We start from the raw sequence: 20,006 nt of genomic DNA on the forward strand, positions 1-20,006 counted from the left end.
GATGGGAGACCGGTGGGCTGAGGGCAGGAAAGTCGTGTCTCAGAGAGTGGGGCTATGGACCCATCTGTCAAGCGTGCTGACATGTGCCCTGGTCTGGCTGGCGCTGCTCGCTGCACCAGTCGCTGCCCATGAGGTGCAGCCTTCGGTGCTGACGCTTGAGCTGACGGGCGACACTGCGCTGATCGACGTCGAGGCGACCCTTGAGCCGTTCATTGCTGGGATCGACCTCGAAGGGCTGTTTGACACCAACGAAGCCGACCGCTCCGAAGCCAATGATGCGCTGCGGCGTGAAGACCCTGAGGCACTCGCGCAGTCGTTCCGGGATCACTGGCCTCAGATGGGCGAGAGCCTGAAGGTCATGGTCGCCGGGGCCGCCCTGCCTCTGGCTCTGGAGACCGTGGAGGTGCCAGAGGTGGGCGACCCGGAGTTGCCGCGCGTCTCGACGTTCCGTGCCAGCGTTGCTTTGCCCGAGGGAGATGCGCCCGTCACAGTGGTCTGGGCACCGCGTCTCGGGGCCGCCGCCATCCGGCAGGCGGGTGTGGGCGATGAAGGCTACTCGGTCTACTTGCCGTCCGGTGGCGAGACCGATCCGATCCCGCGCGCTGGCGTCGTTGCGCAAAGCCCGTGGGCTGCGTTTTTTGACTATATCCCGGTAGGCTATGAGCACATCGTCCCGCTCGGCCTCGATCATATCCTGTTCGTGCTGGGCCTGTTCTTCCTCTCCACGCAGATGCGCCCGCTTCTGTGGCAAGTAACGGCGTTCACGCTTGCCCACACGCTGACGCTCGCACTGGCCGCGCTCGGCGTGGTCAGCATTCCGGCCAGTATCGTCGAGCCTCTTATTGCCGCATCCATCGTCTATGTGGGCGTCGAGAATGTGCTCAGCTCTCAGATGTCCCGCTGGCGCCCTATGGTGGTGCTGGCCTTTGGCCTGCTGCACGGTCTGGGCTTTGCGGGGGTGCTGGCGGAATATGGCCTCGGGACGGCGAATTTCGTACCGAAACTCATCGGCTTCAATGTGGGCGTCGAGCTGGGACAGCTCAGCGTGATTGCCGCTGCCTTCCTTTTGGTGGGGGTCTGGTTCCGCAACAAGCCGTGGTACAAGTCCCGCATCGCCAATCCCGCCTCGATCCTGATCGCGCTGGTGGGCGCGTATTGGTTCCTTGAGCGGACGATTCTCTGACCTCCCAAAGCGGAAAACCCGAATGACACAGACCACACTGGACGACAGCGCCCTGCCCTACGGGCATATCACAGTGATAGGAGCAGGCGCCTGGGGAACGGCGCTTGCTGCGGTGGCCCGCCGCGCAGGCCGGGAGGTGACGATCTGGGGCCGCGATGCGGAGGTGGTGGACGAGATCAACGGCTCGTCCCGCAACGAGCGATACTTGCCCGACACCCCTCTGCCCGAGGGGATGAAGGCCACCACCGACATGGCAGAAGCGTTGAGCGGCGCCGAAGCGGTGTTGATCGTCACCCCCTCTGTAACCCTGCGCGACATCGCGGCGGATATGCGTCCACATCTCCCCCAAGGCATTCCCGTTGCGCTCTGCGCCAAAGGGATCGAGACCGGAACCGGGCTCCTGCTGGCCGAGGTCGCGGGCGAAGAGCTGCCGGGGCACCCGATCGGAGCTTTGTCGGGGCCGACCTTCGCACGGGAAACAGTGCTGGGCCATCCAACCGCGGCCACGATCGCCTTTGACTTCAGCTATCGCGACCGGCTGGAGCCGGAGAAAAGCCCCGCCGCCCGGCTGTCCGTCTCCATGGGATCGGCCAGTTTCCGGCCGTATATTTCCGACGATCTCGTGGGTGTGGAAATCGGTGGCGCCGTGAAAAACGTCATCGCCATCGCCTGCGGCATCATGACCGGGGCGGGCTTCGCAGAAAACACCCGCGCCGCCCTCATCACCCGGGGCATGGATGAGATGAAGACGCTGGCCGAGACGCTTGGAGGGCGGCGCGAGACCGTGACAGGCCTCTCGGGCGCGGGGGATCTGACGCTGACCTGCTCTTCTACCACGTCGCGCAATATGAGCCTCGGCACCCAGCTTGGACAGGGCATCCCCCGTCCGGAGTGTTTCGGTGGCGAGGATGTCGTGGTAGAAGGCGAGGTGAACGCGATTTCGGTCCATGATCTGGCCCGCAAATTGCGCGTCCGGCTCCCGATCTGCGAAGCGGTTCATGATGTGCTGCACAAGGGCGCGGACATCACGCAGACCTTCCAGGACCTCTGGTCACAACCGCTCGAAGCCGAGCCCAAAGCCATGTCCCTGAAATTCAACCACCCCACCGGAGGCAAGACATGAGCGAACGCTTCACACCCGGTCCGATGACGCGGGGGATCACCGGCACTCGACTGGTACTAGCCACGGATCTCGACGGAACTTTTCTGGGGGGCACCGAGGACGACCGCCAGCGGCTCTATGACTGGGTGGAGGAAAACCGGGACAGCGTGGGGCTGATCTTTGCAACCGGACGCGACCCCGAGTTCATTGCCGAGCTGTGCGAGGGAGGCATCCCGTGGCCTGAATATGTAGTCGGCGATGTCGGCACCACCATTGCACAGATCACCGGCCAGACCCAGAACCCGATTGAAGCCCTCGAAGCTGAAATCGCTGAAGCCTGGAACACTGCGGGCGACAGGGTCCGCGCCGCGCTGGCCGAACTGCCTGGCCTGAAGGAGCAGGAGACTGCGTTTCGTTACCGGGTCAGCTATGATATGGATGTCACGTCTTTCGACCGGATCGCCATTGAGCGGGTCGAAGAGATGGGCCTCGACTGGATCGCTTCGGACGGCAAGTACTTCGATGTTTTGCCAAAAGGAGTGTCCAAGGGGCCGTCGGTAAAGCGGCTGGTCAACCATCTGGGCATACCGCCGGCGCATGTGCTCTGCGCCGGGGATACGATGAACGACCTGAGCCTGCTGAGCTGCGGTCTGCCCGCGGTAGCGGTGGGTGGCTCCGAGCAACGGCTGGTGGATCACGTCGCCGATCTGCCCCATGTGCACGTAGCGGAGGCGAGAGGCGCGGGCGGTATCTTTGAGGCGATTGCCCGGCTTGGGCTGCACCCGTTGCCCGACGATCTGGCGGAGCGCTTTGCGGCAGAGACCGACACGGGCTGAACACAGCATTTAACCAGTAAGGAGACCAGCATGAATTCCGATCTCGTGATCGTTTACCATCGGCAACCCTATGAGGAAGTCGAGGAGGACGGCCGGATCGTCTTTCGGGAAAACAAAAGCCCCAACGGCATCGTCCCGACCCTGAAGAGCTTTTTTGGACGCGTCGACAAAGGCGCTTGGGTCGCATGGAAACTCGCCAAGGATCCCTCCAATCCCGGCTTTGAATCCGTGGTCGAGATCGAAGACGCCTACGGCCAATATTCCGTTTCGCGCCTGCCGCTGACCGAGCATCAGGTGAAGTCATTTTACCACGTGACCTCTAAGGAGGCATTCTGGCCAATCCTTCACTCCTTCAAGGAGAAATACGACTACGATCCGGTGGACTGGCCGACCTTCCGTGAGGTGAACTGGGCCTTTGCAGAAGCCGCCGCCGCCGAGGCGGCGGAGGGCGCAGTGGTTTGGGTCCACGACTACAACCTGTGGCTTGTGCCCGGCTATCTGCTCAAACTGCGCCCCGACCTGCGGATCAGCTTCTTCCACCACACGCCTTTTCCGTCGGCGGATATGTTCAACGTCCTTCCGTGGCGCAAGGAAATCATCGAGAGCCTCCTGTCCTGCGACGTGGTGGGCTTTCACATTCCGCGCTACGCAGCTAATTTCGTCGCCACCGCCGAGAGCTTGTTCGATGTGGAGACCGGTCCTCGCGTGCCGGTGAACCCCGACTTCATCCGTGACAATGTGGGGCTGACAGAGCGCAAGGTCGCACAACACCTCAGACACGGCGATCAGCTGGTGCGCGTGCAATCCTCCCCCGTCGGCGTGGATGTGGATTATATCGAAAGCCGGGCTACGACCGAAGAAACGCTGACGCAGGCCGCAGCCATCCGTGCGGAACTGGGCGAAGGCTCGATGATTCTGTCAGTGGGACGCACGGATTACACCAAGGGAGGCACCGACCAGCTCCTGTCGTTTGAACGGGTGCTGGAGGAGCGCCCTGATCTGCATAGCAAAGTGCGGCTCCTTCACGTCTCGGTCAGCGCAAATCGCAACATGACCGTCTATGAGGGCATTCAAAACGAGATCGAAGCAACGACCGGACGGATCAACGGACGGTTCGGCAGCTTTGACTGGACGCCGGTCACGTTGATGAGCAGAGCGATCCCATTTGATGAACTGGTGGCCTATTACCGCGCCGCAGATGTCGCCTGGATCACACCTCTGGCCGACGGGATGAATCTGGTAGCCAAGGAGTTCGTGGCCTGTCGCGCAGACAATCGTGGCGCCCTGGTCTTATCGGAATTCGCCGGGGCGGCGGTTGAGATGGGTTCCGCGGTGCTCGCCAATCCGTTCAGCCACAAGAGCATGGATCGCGCTATCCTTCAGGCACTGGAAATGCCGAAAGCTGAACAGGAAGCGCGGATGCAGTCCATGCGCGCGACGATCCGCAAGTATGACATTGCCCATTGGGCCGAGGATCAGATGGCTGGATTTGCCGGAGGGACAGACGCGCTCTGACCCTCCGCATGGTGAACAGACTTCTCAGCGCAGGCCCGAATGCACATCCTTTATCAGCAGCGATCCGAGGACCGGGCCTGCCCATTGCCGGGACTGACGGATGATCCCTTGCCGGTCGATCCAGTAGATATTCTCGATATCTGTACGCTCGGGAGACCTGCAGATCTCCCTCACCCGGCGCGTGTCGAACTGGCGCCCTGCGATAGTGATGACTTCGGAGCCGACACTGCGCTGCAGGCACTCGAACCGCTCTGGCTCGACCTGTGCATTACCGCGCAACCGATAGTGGGTCCGCACGACCTTACCGCCCACATCGAGTGAACTGATGGTGGATCCGTCCAGATCGAACCCATAGCCCGCCGTGCCGATGAGATATCCGCGCCGCGTCACAACCTGTACGCCGTCATCTGACTGCCACGTGATTGTGTCCCTGTTGACCGCCGCGATGGTAAAGCCCGCCTCGTTCCCAGTCTCAAGGTTTTCAACGATCAGGATGTTCACCGGCGCGTTGCGGATCGCAGCGGGCGATGCCGTCACTCGGGACTTCTCAGGCTCCGACAGCGCACTGGCCGCGAGTTGGACAGCATCCTTCGCGTAGTAATAAATACCTGTCTGCTGGTCTGGGTTGTTGCCGCAGGCGGTGACCGCAAGAAGCGCGAGCGCTGCGAAAGACTGTTTTAGCGCCATACCGACCCCCACTGCTCGACGATTTCCGTTTCCTGACGCCCGCGGACGCGGTTGTAGAGGCGGCCGCTCACACGAAGTATCGCGCCCCCGTCACGCTCCAGCGACCGCAGGTCCCCATTAAAGCTCGACCGGCTCGGCTTACCCGAGAACCAGGTCACCGGGATTTTCACCGAAATGCCTTTATCAAAGGAGCCTTCGCCGAAATCCTCGTCGCTCACATCCGTTTTGGTCGCGTAGGCACCGATTTCCCAGCCATTGGCAAAGGTCCGTTGCAAGGCCACCGTAGCCCCCCAGTCCTCTGCCAGATAGCGCCCGGCCAGAACCTGAAGGTCAAAGCCCATGGGCAACTCGTAGTAGGCCGCCAGATGACCGGTCACGACATCATAGTCCCGGAAGCCAAACCCACGGTCGTAATCCCGCTTTTTGGCGTAGCTCAGCTCGACGCCGAGACCGAGCTTGCTGCCGACGGGCTTCCACAGGGCTTCGGCGGACACACCACCGAACATCCGTTCGAGGTAGCCGGCAGTCACCCGACCGTACACATTTTCGGTGATGTTGAAGTAGTATGCACCCTGAAGGTTCTCGATGCCAAAGTTCGACTCGTCTGCATAGCGACTGGCGTCAGTCCGTACCGCCGGCAGGTTTGAGCGATAGTCTACGTTGGTCGAGGTGTCTCCAAGGAGCCGCTGGGCAACCGTTCCGCTAAAGACCAGGCCATCAACAGGTTCATATTCCGCCCCCAGCTCGACCCCGAATTCGAGGCGCACGGGTTCGGTCGGGTCAAAGAACACACGCCGCAAGTAAGGGCTCAGAGACCAGCTGAATTTCGGGAAACTGAACGCGTTTACCACAGTTCCGACAGGGGCCGGTCCGGCCTCGGTGATCTGTGTCCGGGCCAGCAGTTGCTCTGCCGCATCGGGTGAATTGACCAGCCGCTCCAGATCGCTGCGACGCAGGATTGTCTGGGAGGAGCGCAGACCTTCGCGCTCCATCACGACGCGGAAGGTCTCGATGGAGCTCGGCAACACCCGCGTCATGGCCCGCGAAACGCGTCCGATCGCCTGAGCAGGAGCAGGATAACGTGAGTTGCGCACAGTGACTTCGATGTCGGATCCCGACACCACCCGCATTGCGACGACTTCGACCCCGTCATCTTCCAGCTGTCTGTTCAGCTGGTTCATCAGGCCCTGTTCCACTTCGGGAATGGCCCGCCAGCCGGTTGACCACTGTTGCGGCGCCGACGCGCGCGAAGGGCGCTGCGCCACAACACCGGGGCCGGGGCCGGTCTGCCCAACGACGGGCGGCCGCGACGGATTACCGTTAAAGCTCAGCCGCACGCCAACTTCGGAACCAAAGAGAGAGTAAGCTCCCAGCTCAACAGCATTGTTGAAGCGGTACGAAATCCCGTAATTCATCGGGGTGTCGCGATCGAACATGCGGTTTCTGCTGTCGCTCTCGAAACCGGTCTCCAGCCCGTAAGTATCGGACGAGTATTCGGCGAAAACACTCAGCTTGTCATTGGGGCGCCAGATGATCGAGCCAAACGGAGCCACCGGCCCCCGGAACAATCCATCCAGCTCCAGCTTGCCGCCCAGCCCGTAATCCCGGTCCGGACGATCACCGAAAGGCGTGCCGATATCGTCATAGCGCCCCAGCCGACCCCAGCCGAGACCCGCAGACACCGTGACCGTATCACCCCAGAACCGCTTGGTTGCGACCACGTATTCAGAGCTCTGGATACCGGTCCCGATGAAGTCCTGCACGCCGATCTTGACCGCCGGGAGGTATTTCTGCTCATCAAGCAGCTGCACGGTGATATCGAAGCTGCGATCCCAGAAATCGAACTCGTTATTTCCGCCTTCGGGGTCCATGGGCAGGAAGCCACTGTAGCGAAACGCCGCTTGCACGCGGGGCAGAACCTGAAAACTCAGAGTGGTCCGAGCAAGATCCGCAAAGCGCGAAAATGTGACGCCGACCTCGGCATCTGGCTGCGAGAGCGCGGTCGGGGTATCGATTGCGCCCGTCATCCCGTAGAAGTTCAGGTTCGGAAAGCGCAACGTCTCCGCACTCGCCGGCACTGCCACGAGGGCGGTCAATCCCATCAAGGCGGTAAAGACTGGTCTGGCCGATCTGCGCATGGTCGGGGATCCTGACGATTGTTCTCTCCCTTCTCGACTATCCGGGTCTAGGCGTCTGGTAAACCGTCCCGCACCTGAAATCGCCGGACGCGCGGCCCGAATGCCACGCGGCGGAGCAGACCGACCACATTCAGCCGTGTTGCGGTGTTCTGCCGCGCAGCAGTCTCTTGCATAGGGTCGCAAAGAACATATGATGAACTCCATGGCCCGACTCACCCTCACAGACAAGCTTGCGATCCTCTCCGACGCTGCGAAATACGATACCTCCTGCGCATCGTCCGGCACCTCTCGGCGCCACTCGCGAAAAGGCGACGGGCTGGGCTCGACCGAAGGCTCGGGGATCTGCCACGCCTACACGCCGGACGGGCGTTGCATCAGCTTGCTGAAGATCCTGCTGACCAATTTCTGTATCTATGACTGTGCCTATTGCGTGAATCGCGTGTCGTCAAACGTCAAGCGCGCCCGATTTTCCATAGACGAAGTCGTGACTCTTACGCTGGAATTCTACCGGCGCAACTATATAGAGGGGTTGTTTTTGTCCTCCGGCATCATCCGCTCGCCCGACGACACCATGAGCGAGATGGTCGAGATCGCGCGGCGGCTGCGGCAGGACCATCGGTTTCGCGGCTACATCCATCTGAAGACGATCCCCGATGCCGATCCCTTGCTGATCGAACAGGCCGGGCTCTACGCCGACCGCCTGTCGATCAATGTGGAACTGCCCACCGATGCCAGCGTGAAATCCTACGCGCCGGAGAAAAATCCGGGCACGATCCGCAAGGCGATGGCTGATGTGCGCCTCCGCAAGGAGGCGGGGAAGGATCGAAGCCACACCGGCAAGCGCCCGCCGAAATTCGCGCCTGCCGGGCAATCCACCCAGATGATCGTTGGTGCAGACGGGGCCAATGATGCAACAATCCTGGGCCAGTCCACACGGCTCTATTCGTCCTATAAGTTAAAGCGCGTCTATTATTCCGCCTTTTCACCGATCCCCGACGCGACGGCCAAACTGCCCCTGATCCGCCCACCGCTGGAACGCGAGCACAGGCTTTATCAGGCCGATTGGCTCTTGCGGTTCTACGGATTTGGCCTCGACGAGATTACCTCCGCCGCACCCGGAGGCAATCTGGACCTGCAGATCGACCCCAAGCTCGCATGGGCCCTGCAAAACCGCCATCATTTCCCCCTCGACGTGAATGTGGCAGAGCGGGAAATGCTCCTCCGCGTGCCGGGATTTGGCACCAAGACCGTGCAGCGGATCCTGACCACGCGGCGGCACCGTACCCTGCGCTATGACGATCTCACGCGGATGGGCGCGTCGCTGAAGAAGGCCCGCGCCTTCATCACCTGCGGCGGCTGGACCCCCGGCGCGCTCACCGACAGCGCGGATCTGCGCGCGCGGTTCGCGCCACCGCCCGAGCAGCTCAGCCTGTTCTGATGCACCGCGTCGAGATCCCGGAGATCGGTACCAGACAGGCGTGGCGCGATGCGGCGCGCGGGTTGCTCGTCGCGGGCATCCCCCCGGCGGAGGTCTTCTGGGATTATGCCGGGACCGGCACCGACCTTTTCGCGCACACCCCTCCCCCTGCTGCACGCGGCGAGATCGCCGTGCCGCAAAGCTTCGTCGCACTGGCGGATTCTGTGTGCTGGCACCGAGACCCGGAGCGTTTCGCGCGGCTTTATGCCCTGCTGTGGCGGCTGCGCACCGAGCGGGGTCTGATGGCCGACCGCGCTGATCAGGATCTGGCCCGGCTGCGCAATATGGAAAAGGCCGTCAGACGCGACAGTCACAAGATGAAGGCTTTCGTCCGATTCCGCGAGATCGACCCGATTGGCACCCGCCGCCGCTTTGCCGCATGGTTCGAGCCCGACCACCACATTGTCGAGCCGCTCTCAGGGTTCTTCATGCGTCGGTTCGGGGACATGGACTGGGTCATCATGACGCCCGACCGAACAGCGATTTTCTGCGATGGCGCGGTCCGGTTCGACGCCGGCCAGTCAAAGCCGCCCCTGCCCGAGGACGCGACTGAAGCCCTCTGGTCCACCTATTTCCGCAACATCTTTAATCCCGCCCGTCTCAAGACCAAGGCGATGCAATCGGAGATGCCAAAAAAATACTGGAAGAACCTGCCCGAGGCCGCCGCCATCCCCGAACTGATCGCCACCGCCGAGGCCCGCGCCCGCGAGATGCAGGCCGCCGCGCCGAGCCTCGCACCCGCACGCGCCGCGCGGATCGCTGAGCGCCTGCCGGAGCGCGCCGACCCCGACGCGCTGAATGCCTGCACCCGCTGTCCTCTGTTCTGCAACGCGACACAAGCCGTGCCGGGTGAAGGGCCGAGTGACGCGCGCGTGATGATCGTCGGCGAGCAGCCGGGTGATCAGGAGGATCTCGCGGGGCGCCCGTTTGTCGGGCCTGCGGGTCAGCTCTTCGACCAGATCGCAGGCGAAGCCGGGCTGGAGCGCAGCAGCGCCTATGTCACCAACGCGGTGAAGCACTTCAAATTCACGCCACGCGGCAAGCGACGGATTCACCAGCGCCCCAACATATCGGAGGTGCAGGCCTGCAAATGGTGGCTCGACGCGGAGATCGCGCAGGTCCGTCCCGGGTTGATCGTCGCCATGGGCTCGACGGCGGCGCAGTCCCTCACCGGCTGCGGAGCCGGCCTGAAAGCTCGCCAGGGGCAGATCGAACAGACGCCGGAGGGAACGCCCGTGCTGATCACCTGGCACCCGTCCTACCTGCTGCGTCTGGCGGATGCGTCCGGGAGGATGGAGGCCACAAACGAAATGCGCCGCGACCTGACAATCGCGGCGCAGTACCAACAGGAAATCAGCTAGGGATCAGGCGTTAAACAGGAAGTGCATCACGTCGCCATCCTTAACCTCGTAGGTCTTGCCCTCAACGCGCATCTTGCCCGCTTCCTTGGCCCCGGCCTCGCCACCAAGCGCCACGTAGTCCTCATAGGCGGTGGTCTCTGCACGGATGAACCCACGCTCGAAATCGCCATGGATGACACCGGCAGCCTGAGGCGCCAGCATGCCGCGCTTGATCGTCCACGCGCGGGTTTCTTTCGGGCCAACCGTGAAATAGGTCTGCAGCCCAAGCAGCTCGTGGCCCGCGCGGATCAAGCGGTCGAGCCCGGCCTCTTCGAGACCGAGCTCGGTAAGGAATTCCTTGGCCTCATCCTCATCGAGCTGCGCGATCTCTTCTTCGATCTGGGCGGAGATCACCACGACCCCGGCGCCCTCGGCTGCCGCCATCTCGCGCACACGCTCGGACTGGGCATTGCCGGTGGCGGCATCGCCCTCGCCCACATTGCACACATAAAGGATCTTCTTGGCGGTCAGCAGTTGCAGCATCCGCCAGGCCTTCATGTCTTCGTCGGCCACCTCGACCGTGCGGGCGGGGCGACCGTCCTCCAGCACCTCCTGCGCTGCCTTCAGGAGCCGCTCCTGCTCCAGCGCTTCCTTGTCACCGCCGCGCACCTTGCGGACGAGATTTTGCAGTCGGCGCTCGATGGATTCGAGATCGGCGAGCATCAGCTCGGTCTCGATGGTCTGGGCATCCTCGATGGGATCCACGCGCCCGTCCACATGGGTGACGTCATCATCCTCAAAGCACCGCAGCACATGGGCAATGGCATCGCATTCGCGAATATTGGCAAGAAACTGGTTACCGAGGCCCTCGCCCTTCGATGCGCCTTTGACCAGACCGGCGATGTCCACGAACGTCATGCGAGTAGGGATGATCTGCTTGGACTTGGCGATCGCGGCGAGTTTGTCGAGACGCGGGTCGGGAACGGCCACCTCACCCACATTGGGCTCGATGGTGCAGAACGGGAAATTCGCGGCCTGCGCGGCGGCGGTCCGCGTCAGCGCATTGAAGAGGGTCGATTTCCCCACATTGGGAAGACCCACGATACCCATCTTAAAGCCCATGACCCGACCTTTCGCGCAAAGTTTTCTCCGGCGCGGTCTAAGCGCGCGCCGGAAAGGTTACAAGAGAGAGCGGGGTCAGGAGCGTTCGCGCTTATCGGCGTGGTTCTGATAGATCAGGATCCAGGCCAGCACTATGAACATCGGATGGGTCAGGCCGCCCGAGAAGATAATCGCGGGCACCCAGATCAGGAACACGATGATGGATAGAAAGACCCGGCCCAGGAGCAGGATCGACAGCGGCGGCAAAAAGAGTGCGAGTACGTAGTTCATAACGCCGATATAGGTGCGTCTGGCCGTTGCACAATCCCCCCGGCTCAGCCAGAAGGTGACCGCTGACACGACGACAGGGGGGCCCGACATGGGACGGATCACGGAGCGCTTTGCCAAGCTGAAGGCTGAGAACCGCAAGGCGTTCGTCGCCTATATCATGGGCGGCGATCCGGATTACGCGCGGTCGCTGGAACTGATGAAGGGCCTGCCGGGGGCTGGCGTGGATATTGTCGAGCTGGGCGTGCCTTTCACCGATCCCATGGCGGATGGCGAAACAATCCAGCTCGCCGGTCAGCGGGCGCTCGAAGGCGGCCAGACACTGGCCAAGACCCTCGATATGGTGCGCGCCTTCCGCAAGGACGACAATGAGACGCCAATCGTGCTGATGGGCTACTATAACCCGATCTATTCCCGCGGCGTGGATCGGTTTCTGGCCGAGGCCTCCGAAGCGGGCGTGGACGGGCTGATCATCGTCGATCTGCCGCCGGAGGAAGACCCCGAGCTCTGCCTGCCAGCCCGCGACGCGGGCATCGATTTCATCCGGCTGGCCACGCCCACCACCGATGAAAAGCGCCTGCCGCAGGTACTGAAGAACTCGTCAGGGTTCGTCTATTACGTCTCCATCACCGGCATCACCGGCGCCGCCGCTGCCGAAGCGTCGAATGTCGCGCCCGAAGTGGCCCGGATCCGCGACGCGGGCGGACTGCCGGTAGTCGTGGGCTTTGGTATCCGCACCCCGGAGACCGCCCGTGACATCGCCTCAGTCGCCGATGGCTGCGTGGTCGGCTCGGCCATCGTTGCGGAAAATGCGACGGGCAAACCGGTGACAGAGGTGCTGGAATTCGTCCGCGGGCTTGCCGAGGGCGCGCATCAGGCCTAGCTCCTGCCCCGAACGCGAGTCGCTCTCCCACGGCTCGCCGAGAGGTAAGAGAAGATGACGAACAAACCCCTGAAAACCCAGATTGTCGTGGTCGGCGGTGGTGCGGCGGGGCTTGCGCTGGTGCGTAAGCTCGGCGCTAAATATGGCCGCGAAAAGCACGACATCATCCTGATCGAACCCAACCGCACCCATGTCTGGAAGCCGCTCCTGCATGAGGTTGCTGCCGGTGCGCTTGACGCCAACGCGGATGAGATCGGCTATGGTGGCCATGCGGCGCGTTGGAATTACCGGTTTTTCCCGGCAGCCTTGGAGAAGATCGACCGCGAGCGTCAGATGGTCCGCACAGCGCAGGTGTTCGACGATGATGGCGAGCTGATCCTCGACAATCACGAGATTCGCTACGACTATCTGGTTCTCGCCATGGGCGGTGTCTCCAACGATTTCGGCACGCCCGGCGTCCGCGAACATGCCATGTTTCTGGACAGCCGCGCCGAGGCCGACCGCTTCCGGAACAAGCTCCTGGGCCAGTGCCTGCGCGTTGACGCCCTGCATGATTTGGAAGGCAAAGACGCCAACCTGCCGATCTGCATCATCGGCGGCGGCGCCACCGGGGTGGAACTGTCGGCGGAACTGGTGAATTCGGTACGTGCCCTGCGGTCCTACGGACTGGAACGGTTTGATCAGGACGCGATGACCCTGACCCTGCTCGAAGCGGGTCCCCGCCTCGTCCCCGCCCTCTCCGAGGAAATCTCGGAGAATGTGCGCGACGAACTGGTCGATCTCGGGGTCGATGTCCGGCTCGAGGCCATGGTCAGCGAAGTCACGGAAAACAGCGTGAAACTGAAGGACGGCACCGAGCTGCCTGCAGCCATGGTGCTCTGGGCCGCGGGCGTCCGGGGGCATCACGGCCTGTCCGAGATGACCGATCTGGAGCTGTCACGCTCCGGGACCATCGTGGTTGAGCCGACCCTCCAGACCAAGAACGACCCCAGGATCTTTGCGATGGGCGATTGCTGTTTCTGCATGCTGCCCGGCGCGGAACGCCCCGTGCCGCCGCGCGCCCAGACCGCGCATCAAATGGCCGAGCACATGGTCCACCAGTTCGACCGGTTGGAGAAAGGGCAAAGGCTCGAACCCTTCGTCTATGATGACAAGGGCTCGCTGATCTCGCTGAGCCGTTTCGAGACGCTGGGATCCCTGATGGGCAACCTCGTGGGCGGCAAGATGGCCATCCGCGGCCGCTTTGCCCGGATGGCCTATATGTCGCTCTACCGGATGCACCTTCTGTCGGTGCTGGGCTGGTGGCGCGGTGGGCTGACTATCGTCGGACAGTTCTTCGGCAAGGTCGCCAAGCCGCGCCTCAAGCTGCACTAACGCTCGGTCAGCTTCATCTCGATTCGGCGGTTGCGGGCGCGCGCCTCGTCCGTATCCGCCGGATCCACCGGGCGGAATTCGCCAAATCCTGCGGGCACCAGCCGGGTCGCGTCAAACCCAAGATCCTCGGCCATGTAGCGCACCACCGACAAGGCGCGCTCCTGGCTCAGCTCCCAGTTATCCGCGAACCGCCCATCCCCGCTCAGCGGGACGTTATCCGTATGACCATCGACCCGGATCACCCAGTCAATGGCCTCAGGAATTTCATCAGCAATGTCCTTCAGGAGCTGCGCGACTTGCGCCACACTCTCTCTTCCGTCGCCAGACAGAACCGCAGAGCCCGACGGAAAAAGCACGTTGCTGTCAAAGACAAAGCGATCACCCACAATGCGCACGCCCTCTCGGTCTGCCAGAACCTCCCGTAGTCGGCCAAAAAACTCGGAACGATAATTCTCCAGGCGCTCCCGCTCGGCGGCCTCCAGCTCGGCACGGCGCTTTTGCTCGATGGCCTGCCGGGCGAGCGCGGTATTGAGCTTTTGCGACAGGCTCTCGATCTGGGTCTGAGCCTCGACATCCTTGTCTTCGGCCAGATCCAGCAGCGATTGCAGCGTCCCGATTTGCTGGCGCAATCGCGCGACCTGCACATTCAGCGCGGCAATCTCGCGCTGCTGACTAGCAGAGACTTCGGACACTTCGGATAATTGGGTCTGCGCTTGTGCCAGCAAAATCGCGCGCTGTTCAGCCTCGGTCAGGGACGTCTCCGCGTCGGCCTGAGCGGCCAGCGCCTTGGCGAGACGGGCGCGCAGCTCGGCCTCGGTCGCGCCCTGCGCATCCCGCTCCGCCTCGGTGGTCCGCAGATCCCGCGCCAACCGGTCAAGACGCGCCCGCAAGTCTGCCTCTGCCGCCTCGGCGGCGGCAAGCAGGGTCAGTGTCTCTTCGGCCTTGCGCCGCTCCTCCTCAAGGGTCAGGGACAAGGCGGTCAGTTCTGCGCCCGATCCTTCGAGCCGCTTGCGCAGCGCATCCGCAGCGGCGGCATCCGCCAGCCGCGCGGCCTCTTCCTCGGTGAGCCGGGCCTCCAGTTCCGTGGCGCGCGCCTCGGTCTCAGCGGTCTCGCTGCGCAGATCAGCGACCAGCGCCTCCAGAGCCTCCCGGCGGGCGGCGGCGAGGCGAGCGGCCTCGTCCTGCGCATCGATCTCCTGTCTCGCCTGCGCCAAGGCGAGCCGCGCAGCCTCGCCCGCGTCGCTCAACTCAGCCGTCTCCGCCTCAAGATCCGCAATCCGGGCACTATCACGATCCCGCGCGGTCAGGAGACTGGCGACCTGTTCCTCAAAGCTCGCAATGCGGGACGTTGCCTCAGCCTCGGCCTCCTGCAACGCAGCGATCAAAGCATCTTGCCGGTCGCGTTCGGCGCTGAGCGCATCGCGTTCGGACTCCAGCCCTTCGGCGCGCTGGCTGGACAGGCCAAGGGCCGCCGACAGATCCGAGACCTCGGAGGCGAGCTCGTCGAGACGGGATTTCTGACCAGTGATCTCTTCGCGGAGAACAAACTGCACCACGATAAAGATAGTCAGCACGAAGGTCATGACCATCAGAAGTGACGTCACCGCATCCACGAAGCCCGGCCAGATATTGGCCGAAGGGCGCGAAGACGGGCGGCGCGAGAGCGGCATCAGCGGCTGCCTGTGGAGCCAGAGGCGATGGTACGGGCCAGCTGGCGGATCTCGTGACGCAGCTCCTGAAGGCTCTCCTCACGCCCCGCCGCGATCTCTTCGGAGAGGCGCAAGAGCTGGATATCGATCGAGCGCAACCGCATGTGGCTGTCCGTCCCGCCGCTGTCACCGCCCTGCATGAGCGCGATCATCCGCTCCTGCCCGTCGGCGATCTGTGCCAGACCGGGGCTCAGATCCACGCCGCCACTGCCGCCTTGCTCCAACGCTGTGGCAAGCGCCTCGATGCGCAGCTCCAGCCGCTGCCGGGCCTCTTCACCCCGGGAGAACATGGTCTGAAGACGATCCACCTGCTGCACCATATGCTCCAGTGCCGCGATCTGAGCCGCCCCGTCGCCCCCGGGTCCATCGCCGTCCAGCCCCGCCAGTCCCAGACGGGTGATGCCTGACAGCCATTCCTCCAGCTCGCGGTAAAACCGGTTCTGTCCATGGGCGGCAAAGAGCTCCAGCAATCCGACGACCAGCGACCCGGCGAGACCTAGCAGGGAGGAGCCAAAGGCAACGCCCATACCACCGAGTTGCCGCTCCAACCCGCCCATCAGGCGGCCGAAGATCGCAATGCCGTCCTCACCCTCACCGGGATCAAGGGCGCGGATCGTATCCACGATGGCCGGAACAGTGGTTGCCAGCCCGTAGAACGTCCCGAGAAGCCCGAGGAACACCAACAGGTTAACGATGTAGCGGGTGATATCCCGCGCTTCATCCATCCGCGTCGCCACAGAATCGAGGATCGAGCGCGACGACGTGGCATTGATCTGCGTCTCGCGCCCGCGTGAGCGCATCAGCGTCGCCAATGGCGCCAGCAGAAGCGGCGCGGCCCCTGGTTCGTCGCCGTCTTCGCGCTGGACGAACCGCTCAACCCAGGCAACCGAGCGCATGAGCTGGAACACCTGCCAGAAGCACCCCACCACGCCGATGACAAAGACCAGCGCAATGAATCCGTTCAGCGCCGGGTTGGCGTCGAAAATCGGCATCACCTGCGGCAACAGCGCGACGGCCCCGGCGATCACCAGTCCCAGCACCAGCACCATGGTGACAAGCTGCCGGATGGGCTGGGTAAAGGTGGAACGCGGTTGGCGTGTCGCGGAAGGTTGCATCAGCCGGATCCTGTGAAAACTCTTTTTTGGAGCCTATCGGGCCATTTGCGATCCGCCAAGCCGCTCGGACCCTTGTGCCCAAGTTCGCGCACACGTGATGCAAGCCAGTCGAGGTCCGGGTCCGCGATTCCCAGCTCACCCAGATGTGCGCTGGTGTTGTAAAGGTATTCGTGGTTCGGCCCGCGCTGCCCCTGTGCCGTGGCAATGATGTGAGCCTGATCTTCGAGATCCAGCTCGCCCAGATACTGCACGTGATCCTGATCGATCACGTAGGCTACCGCCTCGATATTGCGCCCGTCAGCGAGATTCAGCGGCACGTGGCATTCCAGATAGGCCGAGGAGACAAGCTCGCGCTCGCGCAGCTTGGCCAGCGTCTCGGCCTCCTGCCCTTCGGCCACACGCAGGGCGAGGCCGGTGCAGGAAGCACCGTCCTTGCGGTCCAGCGCCAACACCAGACCCGGTGCCTCGGGCGTGCCACGGTGATGGATGGAGGCCATGCAGAAACTGCGCGCGTACCCATCGAGCCGGGCCACAATCCGCTCGGCCACCTCGAATTCGGGGTTCCAGACCAGCGAGCCGTAGCCAAAAACCCACATCGCCTGCGTCTTCTCTGGTTGTTTCATGCTCCGCGATATATCTGCGACAAAACGGATAAGGAAGAACCCAATGCGCGTTCTGATCGCCATCGTCGTCATCGCCGCCCTGGCATGGTCGGGTTACTGGTTCATTGGCGCCCGCGCCCTCGATAAGGGCCTGCGCAGCGGCATCGAGGCCGCCCGCGCCCAAGGCATGCAGATCGAAACCGAGCAGCTCCGTGTCACTGGGTTTCCAAACCGGTTCGACACGATGATCGACGACCCGCAAATCGCGACGGCGGATGGCCGCTTTGGATGGGCCGGGCCGTTCCTGCAAATCTTCGCGTTGAGCTATCGCCCGAACGAGGTGATCGTGGCGCTGCCCGACACCCATACGGTCACAACGCCTTCGGGTCTCTATGAGGTGACCGCGCCGGGGGCGAAGGCCTCTGCGCAGTTTCGCCTGAAAAAGACCCTGCCCCTCGATCACGCGCAACTTGTCGCCGAGAACGTGACGTTGACCCGCGAGGGCAAATCCCTCTCCATGGCGCGTCTGCTGGCTGCGACGCGCGTGCCGGAGGGTGCCGGGCCGGAGGTTCAGAATATCGGCATCTCAGTGGACGATCTGGCGATCTCGGCCGAGATCGCCCCCGACCTGCCCGACGCGGCAAGGATTGTGGACGGTCTTCGCCTCGATGCAACCGTCGGACTGACGGGTCCGCTTGACCGCAACGCCATCGAGGTCGCCCCGGTGGCAATCCGCAGCATCGACCTGACGGAGCTGAAAGTGGACTGGGCCGGAATCGGGATGTCTGCCACCGGAAACCTGAGTGTGGACGCGCGCGGTATTCCAACCGGTCCCGTCGAAGTAAGCCTCGCCAACTGGCCCTCGGCCATTGATCTGATCATCGATGCCGGTTTGATCCCTGCCGAGCGTGCCGACGCCGTAAGGCAGGCCTTGTCGCTGATGGCCCTCATGGGCGGCGGCAAGCGGGCCCTGACCGTCCCGCTCGACCTGCGCGAGGGGCGCGTGTTCCTCGGCCCCCTGCCCATCGGGATGGCGCCACGGTTCTGATCCCTATCCTCTAAGGATAGGCCCTAGCCGGATTCTCCCGCCACCCACCCGAAAGCCATCACGTTTACCACAACCCTGCGTGGTACTGTGAGGACAGGTGATCCAAGGAGAGACGGCATGGACAAGGCCCAGAAACCGCAAGACAGTGCAACGATCTACACGCTCCCGTTCCTCTATGTGGAACGGACCTGGATCGACTGCGCCATGGATATGCCCTGCGCGACCCGGCGCCCCAGCGCCGCCATTACCGACCTTCGCAGCTACCGAGCACAGCGAGAGGAAGGGTGATGGACAGCCGCCGCCGGGCCTGTATACCCGACCACAACGACAACCGGGCGGGGACGAACCATGCGGATCGCGAGCTTCAACATCAACGGCGTCAAAGCTCGACTGCCGGTCTTGCTGGACTGGCTGACGGAGAGCGCGCCGGATGTAGCCTGCCTGCAAGAAATCAAGTCCGTCGACGACGGCTTCCCCCGCACCGAGATCGAAGATCTCGGGTATCAGGTCGAAACCCACGGACAAAAGGGCTTTAACGGGGTCGCGATCCTGTCAAAGCTGCCGCTCGAAGACATCAGCCGGGGTCTCCCCGGCGATGAGAGCGACGAGCAGGCGCGCTATATCGAAGCGACCGTGATCGGCAGCCGCCCTGTTCGGGTCTGCGGGCTGTATCTGCCCAATGGCAACCCGGCGCCTGGGCCGAAATATGACTATAAACTGGCATGGATGGCACGGCTTGAAGCACAAATGCGCGTCCATCTCGCCACCGAAGAACCGGTGATTTTCTGCGGCGATTACAACATCATCCCTCAGGACGAAGACGCCGCCACGCCGTCGGACTGGACCGGCGATGCCCTCGCCCTGCCCGAAAGCCGCGCCGCGTTTCGCCGGATGCTGGCTCTCGGTCTGACCGAAGCCTTCCGCGCACGACAGCACGGCGGCGGACATTACTCATTCTGGGACTATCAGGCGGGGGCATGGAACCGAAATAACGGTATACGGATCGATCACCACCTGCTCACACCCCAAGCGGCGGATCTCCTGCGAGACTGCTGGATCGAAAAGGATCAGCGAGGCCGGGAAAAGCCGTCGGATCACGTGCCGGTCTGGATCGAACTCGACGCCTGAGGAGCATTGTCTTGAGAAAACTCATTCTGGTCGCCGCCTGCCTCTGGGCCACAACAAGCTTCGCCGACACCCGCGAGGAACGCCTGGAGATCGCGCGCGACTACGTCGCAGCCACCATGGCCGACATGGACATGGACGCTTTCGTCGCGCAGATGTACGAGCCCGTGCTGGACCAGATCGAGTCCCAGTCAGATATTGAATTCTCTGACGCCCAACGCGCCGAAGTGAACGCGCTCTATCAGCGGGAAATGCTGCCCGCCCTAACCGAGATCTTGCGGGCGCAGGATGAGATCATGGCAGACATTTTCACTCTGGAGGAAATCACCGCTTTGCGCGATTTCTATCAGACGGATGTCGGGCGCTCGGTGATGACGAAACTGCCCCGCCTGATCGCGCTTCAGCAACCGCAGATCATGCAGCTCATGCAGAGCAAAATGCCCGTGCTGATGAATGAGATGATGGCCATTCTGACCGAATAAC

General features: G+C 62.9%; 19 protein-coding genes. 12 read left to right on the forward strand and 7 right to left on the reverse strand.

The genetic code is table 11. The features are described 5' to 3' along the window. Position 1: 1 nt before the first annotated feature. The 4 genes from FEV53_RS02565 to ggpS are packed head-to-tail and all read left to right on the forward strand — an operon-like array spanning position 2 to position 4,636. Positions 2 to 1,183: a HupE/UreJ family protein gene (locus tag FEV53_RS02565; RefSeq protein ID WP_142833258.1), complete on the forward strand. Its 1,182-nt coding sequence runs from the start codon at positions 2 to 4 to the stop codon at positions 1,181 to 1,183. A 22-nt stretch (positions 1,184 to 1,205) separates the two neighbouring features. Further along, a complete protein-coding gene (locus FEV53_RS02570; RefSeq protein WP_142833259.1) occupies positions 1,206 to 2,306 on the forward strand; it encodes an NAD(P)H-dependent glycerol-3-phosphate dehydrogenase in 1,101 nt (366 codons plus the stop codon). Further along, positions 2,303 to 3,121 (forward strand): HAD-IIB family hydrolase, encoded by an 819-nt coding sequence (locus FEV53_RS02575; protein WP_246100709.1) that lies wholly within the window; start codon positions 2,303 to 2,305, stop codon positions 3,119 to 3,121. The genes FEV53_RS02570 and FEV53_RS02575 overlap by 4 nt, the downstream gene beginning before the upstream one ends. Before the next feature lie 30 nt (positions 3,122 to 3,151). Next, entirely contained in the window at positions 3,152 to 4,636 is a 1,485-nt protein-coding gene (gene ggpS / locus FEV53_RS02580) for a glucosylglycerol-phosphate synthase (RefSeq protein WP_142833260.1), read from the forward strand. 24 nt (positions 4,637 to 4,660) lie between these two features. On the opposite strand, the gene FEV53_RS02585 is transcribed toward ggpS, so the two are convergent. Both FEV53_RS02585 and FEV53_RS02590 read right to left on the reverse strand, forming a co-directional pair. Further along, positions 4,661 to 5,323 (reverse strand): YjbF family lipoprotein, encoded by a 663-nt coding sequence (locus tag FEV53_RS02585; protein WP_142833261.1) that lies wholly within the window; start codon positions 5,321 to 5,323, stop codon positions 4,661 to 4,663. After that, a complete protein-coding gene (locus FEV53_RS02590; protein ID WP_221931571.1) occupies positions 5,314 to 7,461 on the reverse strand; it encodes a YjbH domain-containing protein in 2,148 nt (715 codons plus the stop codon). Before FEV53_RS02590 ends, FEV53_RS02585 begins: the two co-directional genes overlap by 10 nt. Positions 7,462 to 7,663: 202 nt before the next feature. On the opposite strand from FEV53_RS02590, the gene FEV53_RS02595 reads away from it, so the two are divergent. Together FEV53_RS02595 and FEV53_RS02600 are read left to right on the forward strand one after the other, a co-directional pair. After that, a complete protein-coding gene (locus tag FEV53_RS02595) occupies positions 7,664 to 8,899 on the forward strand; it encodes a putative DNA modification/repair radical SAM protein (protein ID WP_142833263.1) in 1,236 nt (411 codons plus the stop codon). After that, positions 8,899 to 10,299, forward strand: a complete 1,401-nt coding sequence (locus FEV53_RS02600; protein ID WP_142833264.1) for a UdgX family uracil-DNA binding protein — start codon at positions 8,899 to 8,901, stop codon at positions 10,297 to 10,299. The genes FEV53_RS02595 and FEV53_RS02600 overlap by 1 nt, the downstream gene beginning before the upstream one ends. A gap of 3 nt (positions 10,300 to 10,302) precedes the next feature. On the opposite strand, the gene ychF is transcribed toward FEV53_RS02600, so the two are convergent. Both ychF and FEV53_RS02610 read right to left on the reverse strand, forming a co-directional pair. Next, positions 10,303 to 11,400 carry a redox-regulated ATPase YchF gene (gene ychF, locus FEV53_RS02605; protein WP_142833265.1) on the reverse strand — a complete coding sequence of 366 codons (1,098 nt, stop codon included), beginning with the start codon at positions 11,398 to 11,400 and terminating at the stop codon, positions 10,303 to 10,305. A 75-nt stretch (positions 11,401 to 11,475) separates the two neighbouring features. Beyond that, positions 11,476 to 11,670 carry a hypothetical protein gene (locus FEV53_RS02610; protein ID WP_142833319.1) on the reverse strand — a complete coding sequence of 65 codons (195 nt, stop codon included), beginning with the start codon at positions 11,668 to 11,670 and terminating at the stop codon, positions 11,476 to 11,478. Positions 11,671 to 11,758: 88 nt separating this feature from the next. Here FEV53_RS02610 and trpA point away from each other — a divergent pair, with 88 nt between their 5' ends. Beyond that, entirely contained in the window at positions 11,759 to 12,550 is a 792-nt protein-coding gene (trpA, locus tag FEV53_RS02615) for a tryptophan synthase subunit alpha (protein WP_142833266.1), read from the forward strand. A 54-nt stretch (positions 12,551 to 12,604) separates the two neighbouring features. Beyond that, positions 12,605 to 13,924 carry an NAD(P)/FAD-dependent oxidoreductase gene (locus FEV53_RS02620; protein ID WP_142833267.1) on the forward strand — a complete coding sequence of 440 codons (1,320 nt, stop codon included), beginning with the start codon at positions 12,605 to 12,607 and terminating at the stop codon, positions 13,922 to 13,924. On the opposite strand, the gene FEV53_RS02625 is transcribed toward FEV53_RS02620, so the two are convergent. Genes FEV53_RS02625 through FEV53_RS02635 form a run of 3 tightly spaced genes read right to left on the reverse strand, consistent with a single transcriptional unit; the run spans position 13,921 to position 17,344 of the window. Next, entirely contained in the window at positions 13,921 to 15,594 is a 1,674-nt protein-coding gene (locus FEV53_RS02625; RefSeq protein ID WP_142833268.1) for a peptidoglycan -binding protein, read from the reverse strand. The genes FEV53_RS02620 and FEV53_RS02625 overlap by 4 nt on opposite strands. Continuing rightward, positions 15,594 to 16,748 carry a biopolymer transporter ExbB gene (locus tag FEV53_RS02630; protein ID WP_142833269.1) on the reverse strand — a complete coding sequence of 385 codons (1,155 nt, stop codon included), beginning with the start codon at positions 16,746 to 16,748 and terminating at the stop codon, positions 15,594 to 15,596. Before FEV53_RS02630 ends, FEV53_RS02625 begins: the two co-directional genes overlap by 1 nt. After that, a complete protein-coding gene (locus FEV53_RS02635) occupies positions 16,748 to 17,344 on the reverse strand; it encodes a gamma-glutamylcyclotransferase (protein ID WP_142833320.1) in 597 nt (198 codons plus the stop codon). The genes FEV53_RS02630 and FEV53_RS02635 overlap by 1 nt, the downstream gene beginning before the upstream one ends. Positions 17,345 to 17,414: 70 nt before the next feature. Between FEV53_RS02635 and FEV53_RS02640 the strand changes: the two genes are divergently transcribed. The 4 genes from FEV53_RS02640 to FEV53_RS02650 all read left to right on the forward strand — a co-directional run bounded on the left by FEV53_RS02640 (position 17,415) and on the right by FEV53_RS02650 (position 20,005). Then, complete coding sequence (locus FEV53_RS02640) at positions 17,415 to 18,398, forward strand: DUF2125 domain-containing protein (protein WP_185962070.1); 984 nt, start codon at positions 17,415 to 17,417, stop codon at positions 18,396 to 18,398. Between the two features lie 117 nt (positions 18,399 to 18,515). Then, positions 18,516 to 18,686 (forward strand): hypothetical protein, encoded by a 171-nt coding sequence (locus FEV53_RS20745; RefSeq protein WP_185962071.1) that lies wholly within the window; start codon positions 18,516 to 18,518, stop codon positions 18,684 to 18,686. Positions 18,687 to 18,746: 60 nt separating this feature from the next. Beyond that, entirely contained in the window at positions 18,747 to 19,526 is a 780-nt protein-coding gene (gene xth, locus FEV53_RS02645) for an exodeoxyribonuclease III (RefSeq protein WP_142833271.1), read from the forward strand. Between the two features lie 11 nt (positions 19,527 to 19,537). Continuing rightward, positions 19,538 to 20,005 (forward strand): DUF2059 domain-containing protein, encoded by a 468-nt coding sequence (locus FEV53_RS02650; RefSeq protein ID WP_142833272.1) that lies wholly within the window; start codon positions 19,538 to 19,540, stop codon positions 20,003 to 20,005. Position 20,006: the final 1 nt, after the last annotated feature.

The organism is Palleronia caenipelagi (assembly GCF_007004065.1).
GTDB classification, from domain to species: Bacteria; Pseudomonadota; Alphaproteobacteria; order Rhodobacterales; family Rhodobacteraceae; genus Palleronia; species Palleronia caenipelagi.